Source organism: Enterobacter sp. FUJ80071, assembly GCF_038739915.1.
Lineage (GTDB): Bacteria > Pseudomonadota > Gammaproteobacteria > Enterobacterales > Enterobacteriaceae > Enterobacter > Enterobacter kobei.
In genome coordinates, this window is record NZ_JBBXKH010000002.1 from 294,002 (window position 1) to 314,191 (window position 20,190).

Annotated in this window: 19 protein-coding genes; 7 read left to right on the forward strand and 12 right to left on the reverse strand. The window is 41.5% G+C overall.

Annotated elements, in window-relative coordinates:
• Positions 1-524 precede the first annotated feature (524 nt).
• The 11 genes from AAER43_RS24650 to AAER43_RS24700 form a co-directional block, all read right to left on the reverse strand.
• Positions 525-3,206: a TraC family protein gene (locus AAER43_RS24650; RefSeq protein WP_000387412.1), complete on the reverse strand. Its 2,682-nt coding sequence runs from the start codon at positions 3,204-3,206 to the stop codon at positions 525-527.
• A gap of 8 nt (positions 3,207-3,214) precedes the next feature.
• A complete protein-coding gene (trhV, locus tag AAER43_RS24655; protein WP_001022588.1) occupies positions 3,215-4,165 on the reverse strand; it encodes an IncHI-type conjugal transfer lipoprotein TrhV in 951 nt (316 codons plus the stop codon).
• A 9-nt stretch (positions 4,166-4,174) separates the two neighbouring features.
• Positions 4,175-4,927, reverse strand: coding sequence for a protein-disulfide isomerase HtdT (gene htdT / locus AAER43_RS24660; protein WP_182911723.1), 753 nt, complete (start codon positions 4,925-4,927; stop codon positions 4,175-4,177).
• 118 nt (positions 4,928-5,045) lie between these two features.
• Positions 5,046-5,528, reverse strand: coding sequence for a hypothetical protein (locus tag AAER43_RS24665; RefSeq protein ID WP_000377632.1), 483 nt, complete (start codon positions 5,526-5,528; stop codon positions 5,046-5,048).
• A gap of 7 nt (positions 5,529-5,535) precedes the next feature.
• Positions 5,536-6,891: an IncHI-type conjugal transfer protein TrhB gene (trhB, locus tag AAER43_RS24670; protein WP_000351841.1), complete on the reverse strand. Its 1,356-nt coding sequence runs from the start codon at positions 6,889-6,891 to the stop codon at positions 5,536-5,538.
• Positions 6,881-7,342, reverse strand: a complete 462-nt coding sequence (gene htdO, locus AAER43_RS24675; RefSeq protein ID WP_000521242.1) for a plasmid transfer protein HtdO — start codon at positions 7,340-7,342, stop codon at positions 6,881-6,883. The genes trhB and htdO overlap by 11 nt, the downstream gene beginning before the upstream one ends.
• 1 nt (position 7,343) lies before the next feature.
• The gene (locus AAER43_RS24680) at positions 7,344-8,615 is read right to left on the reverse strand and encodes a type-F conjugative transfer system secretin TraK (RefSeq protein WP_000592092.1); all 1,272 of its coding nucleotides are present in this window, start codon (positions 8,613-8,615) and stop codon (positions 7,344-7,346) included.
• Positions 8,615-9,403, reverse strand: a complete 789-nt coding sequence (locus AAER43_RS24685; protein ID WP_000783153.1) for a TraE/TraK family type IV conjugative transfer system protein — start codon at positions 9,401-9,403, stop codon at positions 8,615-8,617. The genes AAER43_RS24680 and AAER43_RS24685 overlap by 1 nt, the downstream gene beginning before the upstream one ends.
• 11 nt (positions 9,404-9,414) lie before the next feature.
• Positions 9,415-9,765 (reverse strand): type IV conjugative transfer system protein TraL, encoded by a 351-nt coding sequence (locus AAER43_RS24690; RefSeq protein WP_001447770.1) that lies wholly within the window; start codon positions 9,763-9,765, stop codon positions 9,415-9,417.
• A gap of 17 nt (positions 9,766-9,782) precedes the next feature.
• Positions 9,783-10,136 carry a hypothetical protein gene (locus AAER43_RS24695; protein WP_000423602.1) on the reverse strand — a complete coding sequence of 118 codons (354 nt, stop codon included), beginning with the start codon at positions 10,134-10,136 and terminating at the stop codon, positions 9,783-9,785.
• Positions 10,137-11,284: 1,148 nt separating this feature from the next.
• A complete protein-coding gene (locus AAER43_RS24700) occupies positions 11,285-12,160 on the reverse strand; it encodes a RepB family plasmid replication initiator protein (RefSeq protein WP_000594611.1) in 876 nt (291 codons plus the stop codon).
• Between the two features lie 476 nt (positions 12,161-12,636).
• Here AAER43_RS24700 and AAER43_RS24705 point away from each other — a divergent pair, with 476 nt between their 5' ends.
• The 4 genes from AAER43_RS24705 to AAER43_RS24720 all read left to right on the forward strand — a co-directional run bounded on the left by AAER43_RS24705 (position 12,637) and on the right by AAER43_RS24720 (position 15,711).
• Positions 12,637-13,689, forward strand: coding sequence for a hypothetical protein (locus tag AAER43_RS24705; protein ID WP_001065778.1), 1,053 nt, complete (start codon positions 12,637-12,639; stop codon positions 13,687-13,689).
• A gap of 19 nt (positions 13,690-13,708) precedes the next feature.
• On the forward strand, positions 13,709-13,909 hold the full coding sequence (locus AAER43_RS24710) for a hypothetical protein (protein ID WP_000594930.1): 201 nt from the start codon (positions 13,709-13,711) through the stop codon (positions 13,907-13,909).
• Positions 13,906-14,622 (forward strand): zinc finger-like domain-containing protein, encoded by a 717-nt coding sequence (locus tag AAER43_RS24715; RefSeq protein ID WP_000838219.1) that lies wholly within the window; start codon positions 13,906-13,908, stop codon positions 14,620-14,622. The genes AAER43_RS24710 and AAER43_RS24715 overlap by 4 nt, the downstream gene beginning before the upstream one ends.
• Before the next feature lie 255 nt (positions 14,623-14,877).
• Positions 14,878-15,711: a hypothetical protein gene (locus AAER43_RS24720; RefSeq protein WP_001805246.1), complete on the forward strand. Its 834-nt coding sequence runs from the start codon at positions 14,878-14,880 to the stop codon at positions 15,709-15,711.
• An 8-nt stretch (positions 15,712-15,719) separates the two neighbouring features.
• On the opposite strand, the gene AAER43_RS24725 is transcribed toward AAER43_RS24720, so the two are convergent.
• Positions 15,720-16,532: a Dam family site-specific DNA-(adenine-N6)-methyltransferase gene (locus AAER43_RS24725; protein ID WP_001121574.1), complete on the reverse strand. Its 813-nt coding sequence runs from the start codon at positions 16,530-16,532 to the stop codon at positions 15,720-15,722.
• Between the two features lie 369 nt (positions 16,533-16,901).
• On the opposite strand from AAER43_RS24725, the gene AAER43_RS24730 reads away from it, so the two are divergent.
• The 3 genes from AAER43_RS24730 to AAER43_RS24740 all read left to right on the forward strand — a co-directional run bounded on the left by AAER43_RS24730 (position 16,902) and on the right by AAER43_RS24740 (position 20,177).
• Positions 16,902-18,065 carry a hypothetical protein gene (locus tag AAER43_RS24730; RefSeq protein WP_000114860.1) on the forward strand — a complete coding sequence of 388 codons (1,164 nt, stop codon included), beginning with the start codon at positions 16,902-16,904 and terminating at the stop codon, positions 18,063-18,065.
• A 247-nt stretch (positions 18,066-18,312) separates the two neighbouring features.
• Entirely contained in the window at positions 18,313-20,004 is a 1,692-nt protein-coding gene (locus AAER43_RS24735) for a DUF4942 domain-containing protein (RefSeq protein WP_087878337.1), read from the forward strand.
• Complete coding sequence (locus AAER43_RS24740) at positions 20,001-20,177, forward strand: hypothetical protein (RefSeq protein ID WP_000070862.1); 177 nt, start codon at positions 20,001-20,003, stop codon at positions 20,175-20,177. Before AAER43_RS24735 ends, AAER43_RS24740 begins: the two co-directional genes overlap by 4 nt.
• Positions 20,178-20,190: the final 13 nt, after the last annotated feature.

The following is a 20,190-nucleotide window of genomic DNA, read 5'->3' on the forward strand; positions in this document are numbered from 1 at the left end:
CTTTATTAGGTGGCAGGATTCGCATCATGGGAGCAAGGGCCCTAGAACTGTAGACTAACATTAGAAAATCACAGTTTGGCGATAAAGGGGGTTAAATAAGTTAAAAGTCTTCGGTGAGCAAATTGGATAAATTTTCAGAAACCAAACCGTTAATAATAAACTTTTAGAAGAATGATTAAAGGATATTAAGTTTTGTATGCAAAATGACACCAGTGATCTGTTTTCACTAATAATGCCGCGCTACTTTGATTACCTTTGGTAAACAAAAATGTAATTTACGTGATTTTCATCTTATAATGTCAGTATTGAAGTTATAAATTTTGTTTACTTAATGCGTACACAACCTAACTGCGATTTGTATTTATGTCACTGTTTTTACACCACATTAATTATAAAACCAAAATTTGCAGCACAGTGATGAACTCATTAAGTCACAACCTCATTTGTTTACTTAAGGCATACAATAAAAAACCAGATTCTTATGAGACATCTGGTTTAATTATTTTTGCTTGAAGATATTTACTCTACGCGGCCAAACCCGCTGCTACTTCTTGAGCATAGAGAATTTCTATTGCCTCGCCATAGCTACAATTCTCGCGGCTTTGAATTTCCCATAATTTACTCCTGTCAGCACTATCCGTAGTAAAACAAAGCTCCATTTTCCGGTCTACGTATAACCGACAGATCTCTTGGAAGTTTTCGAACCTGACTAACATCTCTGAAAACACCTTTTTGACTGTACGAATATTTTTCATACGTTCATATTCTGCATCTGAAGTAGAAAAATATTTATTAGCCTTCATTGCTTCAATGCTTTCTTTTTCTTGTTTCATGATTATCTTCCAAGGCGAGTTAGCAGTCAGGGCCCGGCCAACAGAAGAAGTAAAATAATCTTCAAACGACTGTGTGATACAGATGCCAGCGCAGTTTGTTTTCCTGAACCTACGCCATGCCGCTTCGAGGAAGGAAGAGAAGAATTGGTTTGATTGATTTCCGGCACCTGATGAATTATCAGGACGAATGTACTCCCATGCTTCATCAAGGATGAACAAGCGACGACGCCCATCTTTTTTGATGAACATTGCATGCTGAGCAGCCTGAATGATAGACATTAATACAACTGTCTGAAGGTGGGGGGTGCCTTTTAGCTCCTCCAGTTCCAAAACAATAAATCTGCTGTCGAAGTTGATTGGAGGCAACGTATCGGTAAACCGGTGCCCATAAATTCCACCTTCGCACCATGCTCCGAGTTGCTCCCCAATATCCTTTATACGTTTGTCTTCATGCTTCTTGCAACGCAGAGCAAAGCCGGTTATTGAACCGGTCCGACCTGATTTTCTGGATTCTTGGTACTCTTCTGCAATAAGCTGAAGCATCACTGATTGTTGATAATCATCGATAAGGCCTTTCTCTGAAGCCATAATTTTTAGCTGATTCAAAACCATTATGGTCTGAGCAACTTTGTCTTTTTCTGCATCGTTTGAAGTTGATTCACCGGTAAATTCAGGTGCTTCGTTAAATACATCGTCGTTAACAGTGATGTCAGTTAGGAAGGCAAAGGGATTTAGGGTGAAGTCAGGGGTTTTACCGAAATCAATAAATTGACTGTTTGTATATTGTTCCGCAATCCCCTGGTAAGAACGGCCCACGTCCACAACAAATACTTGAGCACCGTCAGGATCATCATCTGGGTATTCGTTTTCTAAAAAATGCTTAAATGTTGAGCGATAATGAACGAGGTTATTAGATCGCGGTCCAGCTCCAAGATAGTTATTGATTAGATATGCTGTCCAGAATGACTTCCCTGCACCTGACGTTGCACCAATAACCATGTTATAGCTTGCAGAAGTCTTGAAAATATCAAGTCCCATGAGTTGACCTTCACGAGAAACTAAACTCAGTACTGGTCTATCTGTATTACCTTTCCAGGGCCCAAAGATCGGTGTCATATGAGCCGCTCCGGTGTTGCTCACTACTTCGGAACGGTCAAGGTCGAAAATTGTCTTTGGGTCATTGCACATTGGCAGACATGACATAAATGACGGGAAAACGATAAAGGAATCATCTGCTACTTTGACCCGGCTTTCGAGGTAAAAGGATTTGAGATCGTTAGCTGCTGTCTGCACAGAATTGGCATTACTACCCATAACAGTGAAAGTAAGATACCCTCTTAAAAGCTTTGCGCCATCCTCAAGCTCGCGAGTTACGGCCATGTAGTCATTATCCATATCCCGCAGGCGAGGGCAGAATGTGACAACTGAAGGTATACTTGCCTGTTTATTAGTGATTGCTTTGTAGCGGACGTTTTCTTTTGACAACTTGAGCGGATCGGCAAACTGAACAGTCTGAGTGATCATAAATGGGCTGAAAATTGTCTTACGTCCATGCATCCAGTTAACTACTAACTCATACATACAACCGAAATTGACGTATTCAGGAAACTTTACAACGGAAAGTTGTTTGAAGTAACGATGCTCAGATTCGTCGTCACTTTGTGTGACTGATGAGAAATGATTTTCTGTGACTGTATACTTACGGCCGGGAACGTTAACTTGTTCATTAAGCCTTTTCATAGTGTTAACGTCTATGAAACCTTCAGCCCACCGGGAGTTCTTTCCGGGGTTTACGACCTTATCTATACAATAGAGCCAGTTTTCTGCATCGACCTTAAACGGATGCAATCCAATCGTAATTAACTTACTTACAAGTTCAGAGTAAAGTGAATCGATACGCGAATGTTCCAGCTCGGTAGGAAGGGCAGACTGTAAAGGAATCGATAGCGAGATCCATACCTGAAAATCCCTCAACATAAGGTTATCATGATCAGGTTTTAAAGGCTTATGCATACTTCTGTCGTAGTAGTCCAACTGATAACCATTAAGCAGATCTGCTTTAAGCTTATCGTTCCCAGTCATACGCCCACCTCGCACAGCTGACCAAGCACTAAGCTGTAAAGTCAGGTCTGGCAATGCAGTCAGAGATATTTGACAGACAGTATCTGTAGGGAAATCCATTTTGAACATTTCAGCAAGAACATCTTGCTGATTATCAAAAACTCCAGGGGATGGATTACAGATAAACATAAACCCTAATCTGTTGCCATCAATCAAAAAATAGTGAGTCCCTGCTAATTGATCGTAAACAGGGATAAACCCACCTAATTGATGGCGATTTAAACCGCTATTGTAATTATTGATAGCTTCCATATTTGACCTTACAGTTGTCTAACAATGCCGTTCGAAGAGACAGCTTTAGTTGCTTTTTGTTGCTGCTGCATATTTTCCCGGGCCGCATCCTGTACTTCTAAAGGAACTATGCGAGCTGGGTTTGAGGTCGAATTCTTGCCAGCAATCCATGTTTGCGGTTTTACGTTGACATAAACGTAGCCGGGAAGATTAAGCGCATCGTTATCATCGGTATAAGGTGCAAAAGTAATTCTCATTACTTTCCCCTGTTGCAGAACAGCAAGTGGTTCAGGAGCCACTACAGCTTGTTTATAACCTTGCGAACGGTATTGCTGGATCTGCCCAGGGTTGAGAGTCGGGTTAACGGGCTGGCCATTGTAAAGAGAGTACATATCCTTACCAGGGCTGATATCAGAATTAGGTGCAACGTAGCGTGGGGCATTTCCAGCAGAAACCGGATAGCTTGTTTGTTTAACGACTTCCGCAGCCGGATGAACGAAAGGGTTACCAGTTGAAGAGGCAGTGCTATAACTGCTAGTCATCCTTACGTTTGAATTAACCGGTACACCAGAAATAGGCCGTGGTCCAATGGATGAAGTAGGGGCACCCATTTTTAAAGTTTTATCGTACATGACAGGTAACTGACCAACTGGCTTAATTTCGGTTTTTGAATAAGCCACAGGCTGATTTTTAAGGGTAGTAGACTGTGGATATTTGACTTCCCCTGGAGGGCTAATTTCAGTTGGATAACGGCTGTCATTGACAGCCGATTTCTCCTTTCCCGATTCCGACTCTTCCCCCGCCAGTGCAGACAGATCATCTCGATTATTAGTTAACTCCATAACTTCGCGAGGACCTTTACAGATAACGCCCTTTTCAATGCCTGGACATTCGGATTCGGAACTACCGATGGAGCACCCCGTAAGATATGAGGATGTACCTACAACCAGAGCACTGAGTACCAATCTTTTGATGTTCATAAACTAGCCTTAATTTGTCTCAAATGGATTTTTTAAGAGAGGTTCAACGCTTTGGTTCAACCAGTAGTCGAAATCTTTTGGAATGCCATTACCAGCCAAACCATCCTGTCTGACAACTGAAGGTACACCCTGCAATTTATAAATTCCTGCGAGCATCAATGACGCTACCAAAGGTTCCGCCGGACATTCTTCTGCTTCTTTTTGAGAGAGCAATCTTTTTTCAATGTCGGATTTGCTTCCCATTAGCCAACGAAGAATATCGAGGTTGTTTATTTTTCCTTTTTCTTTACTACACCAGAGCCTTCTAAGCTCTTCTTTTGGCTCACCGGGTGAGGGAACTAAAACAATATCTATCCGATACTTGTCCCGATCTGCATAGAATTTCTTAACAAGTTCCATGCAACCGTCACAATCAAGTGTTATGAAAATGGCTGCTTGTCTTTTAAGCTTTGAATTTCCCAGAGGAATGGACGCTACAGTTTCCAGAGGGAAGGGGGCCTCATCAAGACTAATAAAATAGGAATTCCTGATTTCTTCTACAGTCAGAACAGGTTTACGTTTAATTACATCAACAAGGCTTCCCCCAGTAAGGGAGTATCGGCCATCGGTCGTTACTGCCATTAGCTGCGAACGTTCGTCCTGAAAGAGGTATAGCCCACCAGAAGGAATGTATATGGCATCCTTAGGTTTATATCCTTTCATTTTTGATAACACACCCGAGATCTGACTGGGTGAAACGCCACCTTCCTTTGCCTTTGCCATTAACGCAGCAGCATCACTATTAGTTAGGACCTGCTCTGAAGCATAAGTGACCGTATTCGCCATAATGGCGAAAGCCGCCATTAAAGGGAAAAGTAACTTTTTCACTATTGGGTGCCCTCTACTTCTTTGCATTATAAGAACTTGATTGTACCGCTTCAGAGCTATCTTCAAGTTCCATATAAGTGACGATTTCAACACTATCCGGTACAGTAACGGCAAGCGTTGCATCAATAATTAAATAGCCACGGTCACGGTAGATCTTCATTAATGTTCTGAAATATTCTTCGAATTGAGATCTATCATTGTCAGCAGTACGGCCTCCGTGATGCTTGAAAAATTCCTTACGTAATTCAGGCATGTCAAGCACTGCAATCTTGTACGAAGGCTGGGATTGTTTATTGAAGTAATCGTAAACATTCATAAAGCCTTTATAACCATAAATAATGACCAATACGGCAAAGGCGAAGAAAAATAAATACTTCAATATTTTTTCAATATCAATTTCGAAGGTAATTTTTTTTGTTGTCCTTTCTCGCACCATTTTTTTAGTGATTTCAGGTCCAGCTGATTCAGGCGATTCTTTTTTTTCTAAACTATCCATTTAAACCTCAGCGACTGGTCAGATTCGTTGGAATTGTAGTTCCGGTCTGAACGACAAATGTAATAGCTCGGCCAGGGCTAATTTCTACGATTGGCCACTGTTGTTCTGCAATTGCGGTGTAGTAATCGACGAGTCGATTAAGACCACCTTGAGCTGCACCAGCCCCGGCTAATGCCCCAAGTGCACCAAAATTAGGGGACTGATACTGAGCCTGTGAATTAGGGTCGATGTTAAGTGAAGATACCTTACTGGGACTTAAGCTACCGGCAAGTGAAGAAAGTCCACCGGCAAATGCAGCTCCTGCAATTGCGTTACCATTTCGGCTGATAAGCGTGCCTCGGATCCCATTTTTTCCGTCATTTTCACTTACAGCATATGCTTCCAGTTTTACGTCAAAAGCTTTCCCTTTTGAATTAACACAAGAGATAGAAGTGGCACGTATGTAAGCACGCTGTGACGCCAGATCACCAACAGCTGAACCCAGAAGGTTACAGTCACGCAAATCCATGGTGAAATTATTGGGCATGATGACATCTTTTTTAATACGCATCGTTACTGGCATTGGTTCTGATTTGGAAGAAAGGCTTGTAGGCGCTTCAAGCCCGGTAATCAGAACACCAGTGATAATAGATGTTGCCGGAAGAAACATTTCATCTTTTCGGGCAGCATGCCGCGCTTTGCTATCAACTGGCGCAGTACCATCACCTCGTACAGTCCGAGTTGGCGCTTTATCTCCTGCAATGACCTCTCTGCCTTCCTTGATTCTGTTTTCAGACACGGGCATAACCTGAATGACACCATCGGTACCATTAGTCTTAATGGAACTTTGTGTGATTGTTCTCATTGGGCTATTACGCGTAGGTGTGATAGAAGCGTAATTAGGGTTTACGCCATTAATCGGCGCATTAGCATTAAGCTGATAAGGAGCTGCCGGTGCCTGCTCATTAATCGTTTTACGCGAACTACCAGCATCCAAGTTACGATTGCCGTTTCGATTTGTCTGCATATCATTAATTTGCTGAGACAGCTGCTGAAGTTGAGAAGTTAAACTTGCAACTTGGGCTTTAGTTTCCTGTTGGGCTTTTTCTGCTTTTTCGCGGTCCTCTTTCGCCGCATTTTGGTCAAGTCGGTTTTGCTTAACCATTTCTTTATATACTTTCTGGCTTTCTTCATTACTCAATTTGTTCATTTGCGAATCATCTAACAACAAATTGGTCTGCATGTCTTTTTTCTGTGTTTTCTTTTCTTTCTTAACTGGTGTGGAAAAAATAGACTGGCTAATAATATAAACAATCACTACCAGCAGAGCGCCAATAACAGAAAGTCTGACGGTCTTATTTTCCCAGGCCTTTTTAATGTCCATGATTAGCTCCACTTGTAGGTTTCTGGAATCGTTTAATTTTTAGATTTCGTTCGCTGTCAGACATCTGAGGAACGATATAGGGTTCACCTGCTCTGGCCCAGTTTTCACGAACAGATGGATGATTCATTTCAGCTTTATCTATCTGGCTCGTTCTAGATATTTCATGTTTGTAATTAGGTTCCAAAACGTTACTTTTGTGATAGTCAAAAGCATTCTCCTCATTAATATTGCCCTCTCCTACAAATTTATCAATAAGAGTTGGATCGTTCATTATTACTGTCTGAACGGGAAAAGCGTTACTGCCATCTTCGATACTAATGGGTGCGTCCGGAACGATTAATACACTCCTTTTTGGTATATATTCTGACCTGTAGTAAAAGCTGGTTAAAGCAAATACGACAAAACCAATCACGGTGGCCCCAAGCAGAGCAGGCAAAGTAACTTTTCCCATATTATTTTCTGATTAGACTTGGTCTGGTTGTAACCCGGGCCTCGCGTTCCTTGAACAATTTATCCCGGACTATGTAAAGCTCTGTTTCTTCTCCCGGTTGCAGGTATGCTTTATCAAATAAAGCACTTGCAATAACGCCTTCTGCCATACACTGCTGATCAGCAACGATTTGACCGTATGGTTTATCGTTTTTCACAAGAATTACATCAATAAGTTCACGTGAGCCAACCAGTCTCTGACCGAGCTTTGCATACATATTAAAGTTACATGGTGACTGCTCTGGCGCAGGAATACGAGAAAGTCGGTCCTGTTGTAAACTGAATCCTGAAGGGACCTCACCAAGAGCCACAGGAGTCAATAAATCAATGATTCTTTGTTTATGATCGTCTTGTTTTGGATCCGTTGGAGCCAGTTCTTCTGACTGGGAGCGGGCCAACATTTCCTCATAGTTTTGCTTATCCAATGAGGTTTCACGTTTGGCTTGCATAGATGGGCTTAAAGATGTAGTAACTGAAATCATCGCACCGGGAACATCAAGCGGTACCAGGGTCAGGTTATAGGTCGATTCAGGTACCTGATCTTCAGACAACATAATCCCGATTGGTTTATCGGTATTAGTTGAAATAAAGACATCGCCACCATTAACAAATATGCTTGCCTCTTCAGCAGGGGTAGAAGTACTGACAGAAGCATTCTTGAAGCTGGTCGATATTCTGTTTTGAAGTCCTCGTGAAACTGGCAGTACCACATTCCCACCAGGCGGCACATTTACACGCTGAACTTCTTTATATCGGTTACGAGCTTCGACATAAAGTTCATCGGCTTTTGACGTGGCGGTCGCATTGGTTGCATTCTGCTGGGAAGAGGTACCTGTTGGTCTCCCATAGCTATCAATTGCACCAGATCGGGTCTGTGCGTCAAATCCGGGGAGACTAGGATTATTTGATAATGCTCCAGTAATAGCGCTTACCGCAGGCGAAGCATTGCTGGCTGGGGAAAGTTGCACGGTAGGGAGATCAGTTGTAGGTTTTTGTCCCTGCGCATTACCGGCTTCACTAAGGTTTGTTTGTGCACCTGACTGTTCAGAACCAGCTTGACCCGGAATAATGGCTTTTGCAGCTCCATTCTGAAATCCGTCAGCACCAACTGGCATTACAACCGGGTTATTAATTGTTGCTGGCAATTGGTATTCTTCAGCGATTACGCAGTTCGAAGTCGTGAGCATGATCAATGCTGTAATTGCGTTGAAGCCTAAGCCCTTTTTTTTAATCATCACTTGTTACCTGTAGACGGTGGCGGATTATCCAGCGTTGCCAGTTGCTCTTTGCCGTTTATCGTAATTTTTTTAATATTCGGTGTTCCGGAATATTGATTTACATATGCAATTCTTGGGCGACCATTTTTCATCCCGAGAACCCATTCATAAGTCCATTTCGATGATTCAGTTTTGTCCGGAACATTTACAAGTCGAGTCGTTTTGGTACCCCAGACATAGACCATGTCATTTTTTGGATCAAAGTAAATATCATTAGGCTTAAAGGTCTGCTCAACACCACGAGCCTGCATGATATTTATCTGCTCCTGTAAAGACTCACTCGTTTTAGCCTGTAGTTCAGGTGAAAGGGCATCGAGGACATAGGCCGTCACAAAGGAAATATTAGTTGGATTAATATTCCCTAAAAGGGTACTAAAAAAGAGAGCCCATTGTGTTTTATAAGATTCCGATGCTTTGTTACCAACAACCGTGATCTCTTCATTCATGTTTGGAGGGGTAACAATCGTCACTGGGTCAGTGAAAAAAAGAATCTTTGCAACCAATAACCCAATGACGGCTATTGAAACAGTATTAATGCGGATAAGTTTTGTATCACGATTAATCAGGGCGCTGTATGTAATTCCAGCACCTGACGCTTCAGCTTGTGGGCTAAATCGTTTTTTAATGTCCAAAAAACGTCCCTTAGCACTTTCATCTTTCTTTACGTATGACTGTTCAAGATCACCGTTTTCATCCTTTTTAGATTTTTTGAAAAAAGGGATGTTAATGCCACTTAGCATTTTCATTCATAGCTCCATCAAGAATACAAATCTCTGATAAATGGATCGTTGAAATAACGGCTACTAAAAACTGCTTTACCTGGCAAAAAACCGAGCCACCAGAGTTTGTGTTTTAGCAATCCTCTTATTCCTGACTCAGCTGCTTTGTTATACGCAATCCAATACACAACCGCTGCTACAACAGAAAACCCGAAGCATTCGAAGATATTCCCAAATGCAACCAGAATGAATGCAAGCCCTAATTTTTTGGCATCCCAAAACAAAATCAGTAGAGGCATGTTGATCCTGAAAGGGAATCTATAGGTATGCTGAGGAACGTCGTTCTGCTTACTCATTAAAAATCCAGAGAGGGGGATGAACCCCCTCATGCATGATTAACAATAAATTACAGCGGTACGCCAGCATCCATAAAGGTGCTGATAATTTTCTCGCCGTTGGCCATTACCAGCATCATGAATAATGAAACCAGTGCCAGGCCCGGGTTAGGCTTAAGGACAGAGAAATATACGCTTGAGATCAACATCGCGGCTGCCAGAATTTTGCCCGGAGCTCCAGTCATACTTTCACTCATGTATGACCAAATATCTCCCAGTGCCCCATCATCTGAACCCGCATATGCCAGACCGCAAAAAAGCACGGTCAGCAGAACAAACAAAATCACTTTTGCGCTTTTTGTTTTAAAAAGTGCAGCCGTGTTAGATTTCTTTTCACTAAGGCCAATATTTAAAGAAAGTTCCATAATTACTCCGTGTAGATTTGAGTTCACGTAAACGCGAATGAATAATACTTTTTTATTCCGATCCTTCCGTTCGCATAAACCCCCTTTTTTTAACGTTTAGCGATTGGTGAATTTTTAAGCAAAGGGCCTAAAGCATAATCTTTGAAAGGTACCAGTGAACGCTTAGTAAAAGTTTGAAAGAGGGGAGGGGGTAAGATTACGTTAAGCTCAATCCTGAAGCTGATGAGACTCCTCAAGCATAAAAGTCACTTTTGATGGTTTGAAAAGCTCTAACTAGATATCGGGCAGGTAACTAAGCTTCATATCTAATCTTTTTTGTTCCCTTATTATCTATCTCTTGATTCTGAGAAGGCCGCATATCACTGTGCTCCCTGGTTCGGCAACTATCAGTTGGAGAAACTACATACAATCCTCGGGCCGGTGCGTCATTCATCTAAATGCCTTTTACACCTCTGGGCGTGAGTGGGACTTTGTCTTGTCCATACGAACATCATTCATTCGAATGCTTTTGGCCAATGCTATTTAAGCAAATGCTTTCTGGCTGAGTCCTTTTGCGAATGAGTCTTTGATATAACTGCATGAATTTTGGGTTGTTTGGTGTACTAACAAAACAAAGGCATTTCTTTGAATGCCATTGGAGTTGTGATGCTTCTGATATTTTTTTGATCTCATATCAAGCACATAGTCCTTCTGATGCCCAATGTCATAGATGTCTTGGACCATTCTCGCTCTTAACAAAGCTGAACTGTGTGTCATTCGACCTAATGCCATTCACCAAAATGCCTTTTTATACCACTGCATAGCTATGCTCGGGATACAGTGGCAAACAAAAGCATTTCAATGAATGAATTTTTGGGATACCGACATCAAAAGCATTTGTATGAATGTAAGAGGCGTAATCCACAAAAGGCATTCACGTGAATAGAGTGCGCACGAAACCATCTTGCTCAACGGCATTTAATGAATGGGCTAGCATGTACGCTTGAGTCAGAAAGGCATACAGATGAATAGTCAGGAGTTCGTTTGAAAAGTTACTTTTTTGCACATTAAGCCGAGATGTAAGACCAGTAGTAAAAGAAGCACTAAGCATAGCACTGATAAATAACTTATTTTTCAGCAGGTTATAACCAGTGCATACCAGATAGCTTTCAACCTTGTTTGGCAAGGGCCAGCTTAGGGCTTCTTTTGAAGATCTGAAATTGTATGTCGCGACCTTTCTTAACTTCTTGATAATCGAGATATCCGATAGATTCAAGTTCCCGCATTGCTTTACGAATTATCTGGTTTTGCGTACGAATAGGGGTTGTAAGAAGCAACCTTTCCCTCAACCGTTTCATATTAACGAACAACGTACCAGCTGGCATTGCTTCAAAATAAATATAGAGAGATTGCGCAGCTTCTTTTTTAGCCAAAATGTATAGAACCTGAAGGCTTAACAATGTCTTATGGTCGTAACGATACAGTTCCCACATAGAAGGATCCCCAACCAGCTCAACAGTATCGCTTTTTGGATCAATCATAGCCTTCTGCACCAGATGCGTTACTGTGAACCGACCACTACGAGAGTCTGAGAAGGCAAGCACTACCGATGCAAGGTTCATTAATGACTCTTTAAAGCGCGCACGAGTTCGTTTGTTGATGTTTGTTGAACTGATACCACACATCTTCGCAAACTCGTTAAAAGTCAGGCTAATCTTCTCGGAAGTAAAACCATATTTACTGAAAGCCATGATGATCCCGAGCCAGCACTTAAAGTCGGTAGACATAGATAGTTTGACACCAGTTATCTTGATGTCGTCATAACCCTCCGATCTTGCAATTTCCATACACGAAAGCTCATCAGAGGCATCAACTTCAAAGTTTCGGTCGCGGTTTTCTTTTGTGCCGACAGGGGTAAATACACTCAATCTCAGCAGGGCCACGGGCTGAACCGACTTGGACGAGTTAGGCGTCAGTTGATAAGTCTTACCTGATTCATTACTGGTTACGTCAAAAGGATGGATTAACTCGTTGTTTTTAATCATTAACTTAACTCGTCGGTGATAAGATTTTCATTTGGCAAACTGTTTATAACATATTCTTGCAAATGCTTTTTACGCATTTACCTAAATGCCATAAGCATTCCAGTAAATGCCTTCCTTATTCATTCAAATGCTTTTCGCATGCATCCGAATGCCGGATCCTTTCATAAAGTTACTATAATCAATGAGTTAAAGATGCCGTGATCTTTACTTGAACTCTATTGATCTTTAGTGATCTAAAGAATTGATCTAACCTGTTGAAAACAATGATAAGTCCATATAAAACAAGGAATAGCGCTCCTTTATCAATATCTACAGATCGCAAACGGAAATGAAAGTGGGTTTACTATCATTGTTTTATTCAAGACAGTTTTTATTTTAATTTTATTAAGCAAATTTTTTGAGTTTACCTTTTAGATGTATCAGCCCTATTTGGCAAATTTGAGGTTCATGTATCATGTAGTAAACAGGAGGAAGATATGAACAACAGCAAACATACAGTCATTGAAGTGGATACTAATCTAGTTGAAATTGAAAAGGGATTTAATCCCCGAGAGGCGGTAATCGGAGATTTGTGTTACGAACAAGAACCTGTCAAATCGATGATTGTGTCAATCAAACAAGCCTTTAAGGAAGGAAGGCAGGTTGATATGATCAAGGTCGTAAAAAGAAAAGGTAAATATTTAGTTCGTCAAGGTCATACTCGTTTTCATGGCTTAAAATTAGCAATTTCTGAAGGTGCTAATATTCCAAAATTATCTGTTATCTTAATCGATTATAAAAACGAAATTGAAGAATACCTTGAGAACCTCGATGGTAACAGAAGCAATGGGCTAAATCCGGTTGGGCAAGCTCATGCATTAGCTCATGCTGTTAGTCTCGGGTATTCGGTTGAAGAACTAGCAATGCGATATCAACGATCAACTACCGCAATTCGTAATATGCTAAAAATCCTTGATATGCCATTAGAGCTTCAACGTTTGATTAGCCTAAATCTAATCAAAAAAACGCTCGCCATTGAAATAATGTTAAAATATTCCAACGATCACAAAATGGTTTTAAAACATATAGAAGGTTTCTTACCTGGCGTTAAGAATATTGAGACTACAACGAGCAAAATTGTAGGCATACCTGAACACAATGCAGCTGGAGCAGGACCAGACACCTTAAATAAAGGCGGACCAGAAAAGAAAAATTCGGCAGTCACACGTAAGACTTTGGGTATTAAGCGCCTCTCGCATAAGAAAACAGAACGGCTAAAATCTGAATTTCTTGAGCTTGTGGAAAGTACACATACGGAATCTATAACGAATACTCAAACAGAACTAAAATTTGGTAGAGATAGTGCACACTTGTTCAAAAATGTTGATAGTAAAAATGTAATATTTTCTGATGATGGTGTTCAAATAATCTTGAATGATGAAAAGCTAAATATTTTATTGTCTTTACTTAACGACGAAAATACAGCAATCATTCTTTCTAAACCAAAATTAGAAGAGCTTCTGGAAATTCGAGATCTCCTTAAGGAATAAAAACCCGAGGATTAGTTGAGTGATTAAACCTATAAAGCTGACTCTTATCGATAATTATAATGATTTGCTTCTAACTCATGAAGTCCTTAAACGCAACATGGAAGAGTTAGAACACGGTAAACGTTTTGACCAATTTCCTGAAGGGCATGACCACTATGAAAAAACTGTGAAAGAAGCTGTAGCAATCGTAGAGGCACGTTTGGAGGTGTTTCGAAAATGAAATCTCTTTTCTTTACTCTTGATGGTCATATGGTACCAGCCTCAGTGAATGTATCCCTTAACGGAGATGGAAATTATTATGCACCTATCGAAAGAGAATGTAACGAATGTGCGGGCACAGGCCACAAAGGGGCTGATGTATGTGAAAAGTGTCATGGGGTGCAAACAGTTGGACCCATTATTGAAAAATTAGTGGTACTAGAGCCAATTACCTTTCTCGATAACATTCCGGAACTGCGTGTTAACCCAACACTCGAAGCATGGAAATCCAGAAACCACGTACTTATTGAGAAAGCAAAAAAGGCTAACACTAAGTTTTCTAATAGTATATTGGCGCAACTAGACAATAACCGTTTTTTGACAGAACGCCAGCTGGATTGTTTCTTTACAACCTTTGATGTGATGTTGTCTGAAACTCCGGAAAATGAACAAGAAATTTTAAAACATAGCTACAATATCGGCCAGGTCATAAGCATTGAACTAACATTTACTGAAGTCAGGGCCGCGTACGCAAAAAGTAAAGGGAGTTATTTTTTTACATTTACTGGTAAAGTTAGAAATGACGGGATCGCTTTAACGGCCGATAAACAGGATCACATTTTATTGGGTGAACGTTATCATTTGACTGGAAAAGTCAGAAAATTCTATGATTTTGATTCGAAAAATTATGCTGCAATAACAGTTTTTAAGTTAAGTAAACTCCAAGACAGTTAAATGTTTTACTGCTTAAATATAGAGCCAAGACTTAAACTGTCGTTAGGACTCACTCACGTAATATTGTTGCTTACGCAATGGGTTTTATCCCTCATAAAGATCTGCGAGTATAAATCTTTTACATTTAAATTCCCCTCTATCACAACCTTTTCAATAGTAAAAAAATGATAATCTTATTAATTATAATTTTTAATTTTTTGTATACCAATACCATACAGTTAAGGCTAAAAGGTGATGATGGAGATGGACTTTAAAATGCACAATGATCTGGGTCTCGGTTTCATTTGTAAAAATGCAAGAACATCGTCAAAGCCAACGTTAAGAAAAGTTACTTTTCCGGTAAGCGCATATGAAACGTCTAAGCTTTCTTTAACCGGTTTTCAATGCCCCACAGCCTGCCGATTTCCTTTTTTTGTGCTATGCATGATAATCCATAACCATCTTTCGTCTGCATGCCCTATCAACCAAAATGAATGTTCAAATCATATATCGCAATTTTCTATCGACATTAAAGTACAAGATTGGCTTAGCCGTTCAAGAGTAGCGTTTATTGATTTCCATAATCTAAGAAATACAGATAAAACCACATTAATAACAGTGGAACATCTTGAAGCTTTACTTACTGTTATGTCAACTACTCTTGTCGCTTACGCTCCATATTCAAAAAAGAGACTTAACTTTAGCTTTCTAAATTCATTTACTTTGTCTAAAACTTCTCAAAGTTACACATTAACTTTCCCGGTAGTTCTCAGTCCGCTTTTAGATGCTCTTGGCGGTTTCATTCAGGAATGCATAACCGAAAAATTGTTAAAACGACGAAATTCGAATTTCATGGTTTACGAGTATCTTAAACGTTCAGGCCAGAGCTCTCATAAAGTGGAGGACATTAATAACGACTTACAGCTTAAAACTCTAAATATAAGACTTATGAGCGTCCTTACTGGGCTTTCTCAGCAAGGACTCATTTCATTTATTTGCGAAGGAAAGAGGGGCGACCGGAGAATAGAAGAGCTTCAGTTTATACCTTATGTTCAACGAACTCACCCTGAGGTATTAACTTTTCAGGAATGGATTAGCCCCGTTGATTAGAATTAACTCTATTTCAGCACGGCCAGTATTTCTGTTTCCGTTTTCCGTGTATTTGGCTTACTTCCTACGGATCGGTAAGCGCTGAGTCTGTGTATGACGAATCCACGCTCTTCATAGAGGCCCAAAGTGAATGGTGTCAGGCTATTTGATATCGCAACAGCAGCGCCTTTTCTGTGAGCGTCAACGAGCATATTTGCTAACAGCACGTGGTCGCTTTGGCTGAACGGTTTACCATCGTAACTGACAAAACTAGTTTTGCTTGTTTTGTCATATGGCGGATCACAATAAATCTGATCTCCTTCGCCGGTTGCGGCCAGAGTCTCCTCAAAACCAGCGGTGATCAGTTCAATACCTGAAAGACGAAATGAAAGGTAGTCTATTTTATTGAAGTCAAGCTTCAGTTCTGTATGTTTCCCCCAGGGCACTGAATAGATTCTTTCTGAGTTATAGCGGCACATACCGTTATAGCCCAGGCGATTCAGGGAGTAAAACAAAGCCGCTCTTTGAAGCGGTTGACCAGAAATACAGGTTTTGTTGAAACGGTCCCTCATCTCATAGTAGTCCTTTTCGACAAAGGTTTTATCCGCTAGGTTTTGGACCTGATTTATAAAGTTAGTTTTCTGTCTTTGAATAGTCCTGTATAGGTTGATCAAGTCTGGATTGCTATCTGCAAGCAATGCATTTTGTGCAAACATGTTCAGAAAAACGGCACCACCGCCTATAAAGGGTTCTACCCACCGGCAACTATGATCGTGTGGGTAGTGATGGCTGATGAAAGGCATCAGTTTCGTTTTTCCACCAGCCCATTTGATTATCGGCATGTGTCTGAGATGTCGAGTCAAAGTGTCTATACCTGAGAGAGAAATTTAGGTGCTGGTATCGTACCTAACCACGGGCTTTAACTAATAACTTAGGGAGCAAAAAAAAGTTGTTTAAGACGCACAGTTTTGACTTTCAGCATTGCGGATTTATAAGATTTTTCCTCACTGATACCTGAACTTTATGTTTTGGATTTATGTCTTTGTTTATGAAGCGATTTTGATGCCATCACAAGAAATGGGGAGCCCTCTTTTTTTGTGAAAAATCAGAATAGGCTCAAAAAGTACCTTTTTTGCGAAAAATTATGGATTTTTTTTTCGGTAGTATCCCCGCTACGCAGAAAGTAAGCAGAAAAATGTAACGGAGCCCCTATGAGTGTTTTACTGACAGAACCTACACAGCAAGCTAATGACAAGGTCTTTAAAACGGCCCATGTTGCCTTTTCAGTAGTTACTGGCACAGGTCGTTACGTCACTGGGCTTAAACAGTTCCGTGATGCAAACCCTGAACTTTGTACTGAAGTAAGTGACCAGAAAGCATGGGCTATCCACCCTTCAGTAATTCAGGTCACGCCAGGCTTCAACTCCCGCGAAATGGGAATGGGTGACGATTACTATAAGCTCCCTGAGGTTGAAGAACACATCTACAACATCAAGAATGCCTACATTCGAGGTGACTATGTAGACCCTATCCGAGTACGTGTCATTGATGGGGTACCTTTTGTTCGCCAGGGGCACTGCCGTTTAAAAGCCGCAATGATGGCATGTGATGAAGATCATGACATCACAATCCTTTGCGTTGAGATTAAAGAAGATGAAATTGGCTGTGAGCTCGCGACCATTGATGGTAACCGTGGTCTTGCGCTTTCTCCTGTTGCGCTTGGCGAGTCCTATCGTCGCCTACATTCTCTTGCTGGCTGGTCACTCGAACGAATTGCTCAACGTGAAAATAAAAGCCCGACGACCATCAGTTCTCTTATCCGCCTGACAACCTGTTCTGTTGTTATCAAGAAATGGATTCATGCTGACGCTATTTCGTATGTTAACGTGCTTTCACTGATCGATGAGCTCGGTGAAACAGAAGCAATTTCACGTATCAAGAAGATGATCGCGGAACTTGAGCAGGCCGATGCGAATGGCATCACGGTGAAAAAAACCCAACATGGTCAGGTACGAGTCAGACCTTCAGACTTCAAGCCAGCACGGATTCCGCCGGTTATTGCCACAAAAGCCGTAGAAGGCGTCAAACTCATCACCACCAGCTTATTACAGAAACTGGGGGATATTGAATTGCCGGAGATGACAGATTCAAGTGCTGACGAAGAAATCAACATTACGTTGAACCGCAGTACTCTGGAGATGCTGAGAAATCTTTCAAAAGAGATCACAGAATCAGAGAACAAGCAGCTTCGCCGTGCGGAGAATCGTCAGGCAAAACTTAATGGTGAGAAGCCAAAATACCCACGTAAAAAAAATGCTAAGAAGGCAGGGGAAGAGACCGATCAGGATACTGACCCACAGCCGGACGCAGAATAATTTACTTTTGGCAAAGTGTTGGTTTTGTCAGAGTCATTAAGGATTCAGGCTTTTTGCCCGCCTTTTTTAAACCTCCATGTATCGTTCTTGCCCCGTTTATGCGGGGCTTTTTTTTTGCTTCTTTCTATGAGTTGACATCTTTAAGTTTTATTCAGAGACATAAAAAACTTTTTCGTGTCACTGAACCTATTAGGTTACAGAGCGACGTTGCTATCCTGGTAAAAGTTTTTTCTAAAGGACCGGTAAAATGTCATCTCTTGATTCTGAAGCTAAACCCGATAATGCAGGTCACAGCGTACTGGCTTTAACAACCTCTCATAGCCTGGTGGTTAGCTCTTCTGAAACATTTCTTCCAGATATGCGCAAAGAGCTCGGCATTATCGCGGATCTTGTTGAGTCCTATAATGATGAACTCTGCTTGTTGAAACACATGGCTGTCCAGTTCAAAACCCACAATCACCAGAAACTTTATTCTTATCTCTCAGGCTACAACCACAGTATCTCTGAAGCGGATGCCTTGTTCGCGGAAAACGCTCTGAGATCTGAATACTGGAAACGCGTTATGGCACTCACTGATGTTTTGCCTATCATGTCGGATGCCAAACGTAACGAATGGGATAAGCAGTTTACGGCCGACCGCTATATTATGCCGCCTCAGGTGATCCCTGATTTCACAGCTGACGCTGTAGTAGGCACAGTCGTTGCTTTGCTTAATGACCGCAATCAATTTATTAAAGAAAGGGTTTACGACGTCTTCCAGTCTCTGAGCCGCAGTCATAAGACAAACAAAGCTTTTGGGTTCTCCACCCGCATGATCACTACCGGAGTTTGCGAGCCGTCTAAATACCCCTGGCAGAAATTAAGGGTGGATTTTAAAGAGTCTGGCATTTCACCACTGAGCGAGCTCCGCGTTATATGCGCATTCTTCCGTGGCGAACAGGTGAAGGCGATCCATAACACCAAATCATTGGTTGAGGCGTTGGTCGAACATGAGGGGTTCAGAAAATGGATCTGCATCGATGGCAACAGTATTCGTTTCAGGGTTTACAAAAATGGATCAATGCATATTGACGTCCACCCTGATATCGCCGAGCGGCTTAACAATATTTTATCAGCTATCGTACCGCTGGCATTACCTGCCGACCGCATGGCTCATAGCAAGAAATCTTTGGAGGCATTCCCTGTACTTAAGCAGTGCATCGACTTTGATACCCGGATGCAGCTTTCTGAACTAATGTTTAAAAATGACGGGGACAATAAATGGAGTTGCTGGACATCTTTAGGGTCTCTCGCCGAACGTAAAACTTCGAGTGTTGCCGCTGACACCCTTCGGTTCTTAGGGGCAACAGTAACAAAATACGATGTGACATTTTCCTATGATCCGTGTGAGGTTATTCGTTACATCGGCCAGATAGGGGAGATGCCTGATATTGTATCGCATCAGTTTTACCCTTCATCTTGCCGAATCAGCGAATATGTATATTCCCTGCTCGGTGCAGGGGAAGGGGATACCCTCCTGGAGCCTAATATTGGCCATGCGGATTTGCTTAAATCATTCCCTGCCGGTGTGATCGTTACTGGCATCGAGCTTGATACTTTGAATTGCCTTATCTCCCGGGCTAAGGGATACGATACGACAGAAGCTGACTTCCTCACATGGTCTAAGTCTAATCAACAGAAGAAGTTTGATTATGTCGTGATGAACCCACCTTTTGCCGATAACCGGGCCAGGCTGCATCTCCAGGCAGCTGCATCTCATCTCGCAGCCGGGGGATCTCTAGCAGCCGTTCTTCCATTATCTCTTCAGGGGCTCGATAACCTTCTGGGGGAAGAATTCCGGACGGAATGGATGGACGTTTTTGAGAACGAGTTTGAAAACACGACCGTTTCGGTTCGCATCCTGTACGCCGAACGTATTCAACAAGAGGAAGTCCTATGAGCAACCAACCCACCAGCCTGCCAGAAGAAGATATTGAGTTTGTTATGGATACCTTTCAGAGGAGCATGGGTAAATCCAAACCTGTCAGGGATACTCAAATAGAGGGCGAGAAACCGCAAAGTAAAGAGTCCGCAAACTCAACTGAAAACCCCGGTTATGAAGAATTCTTTTAATTACGCTCATGAT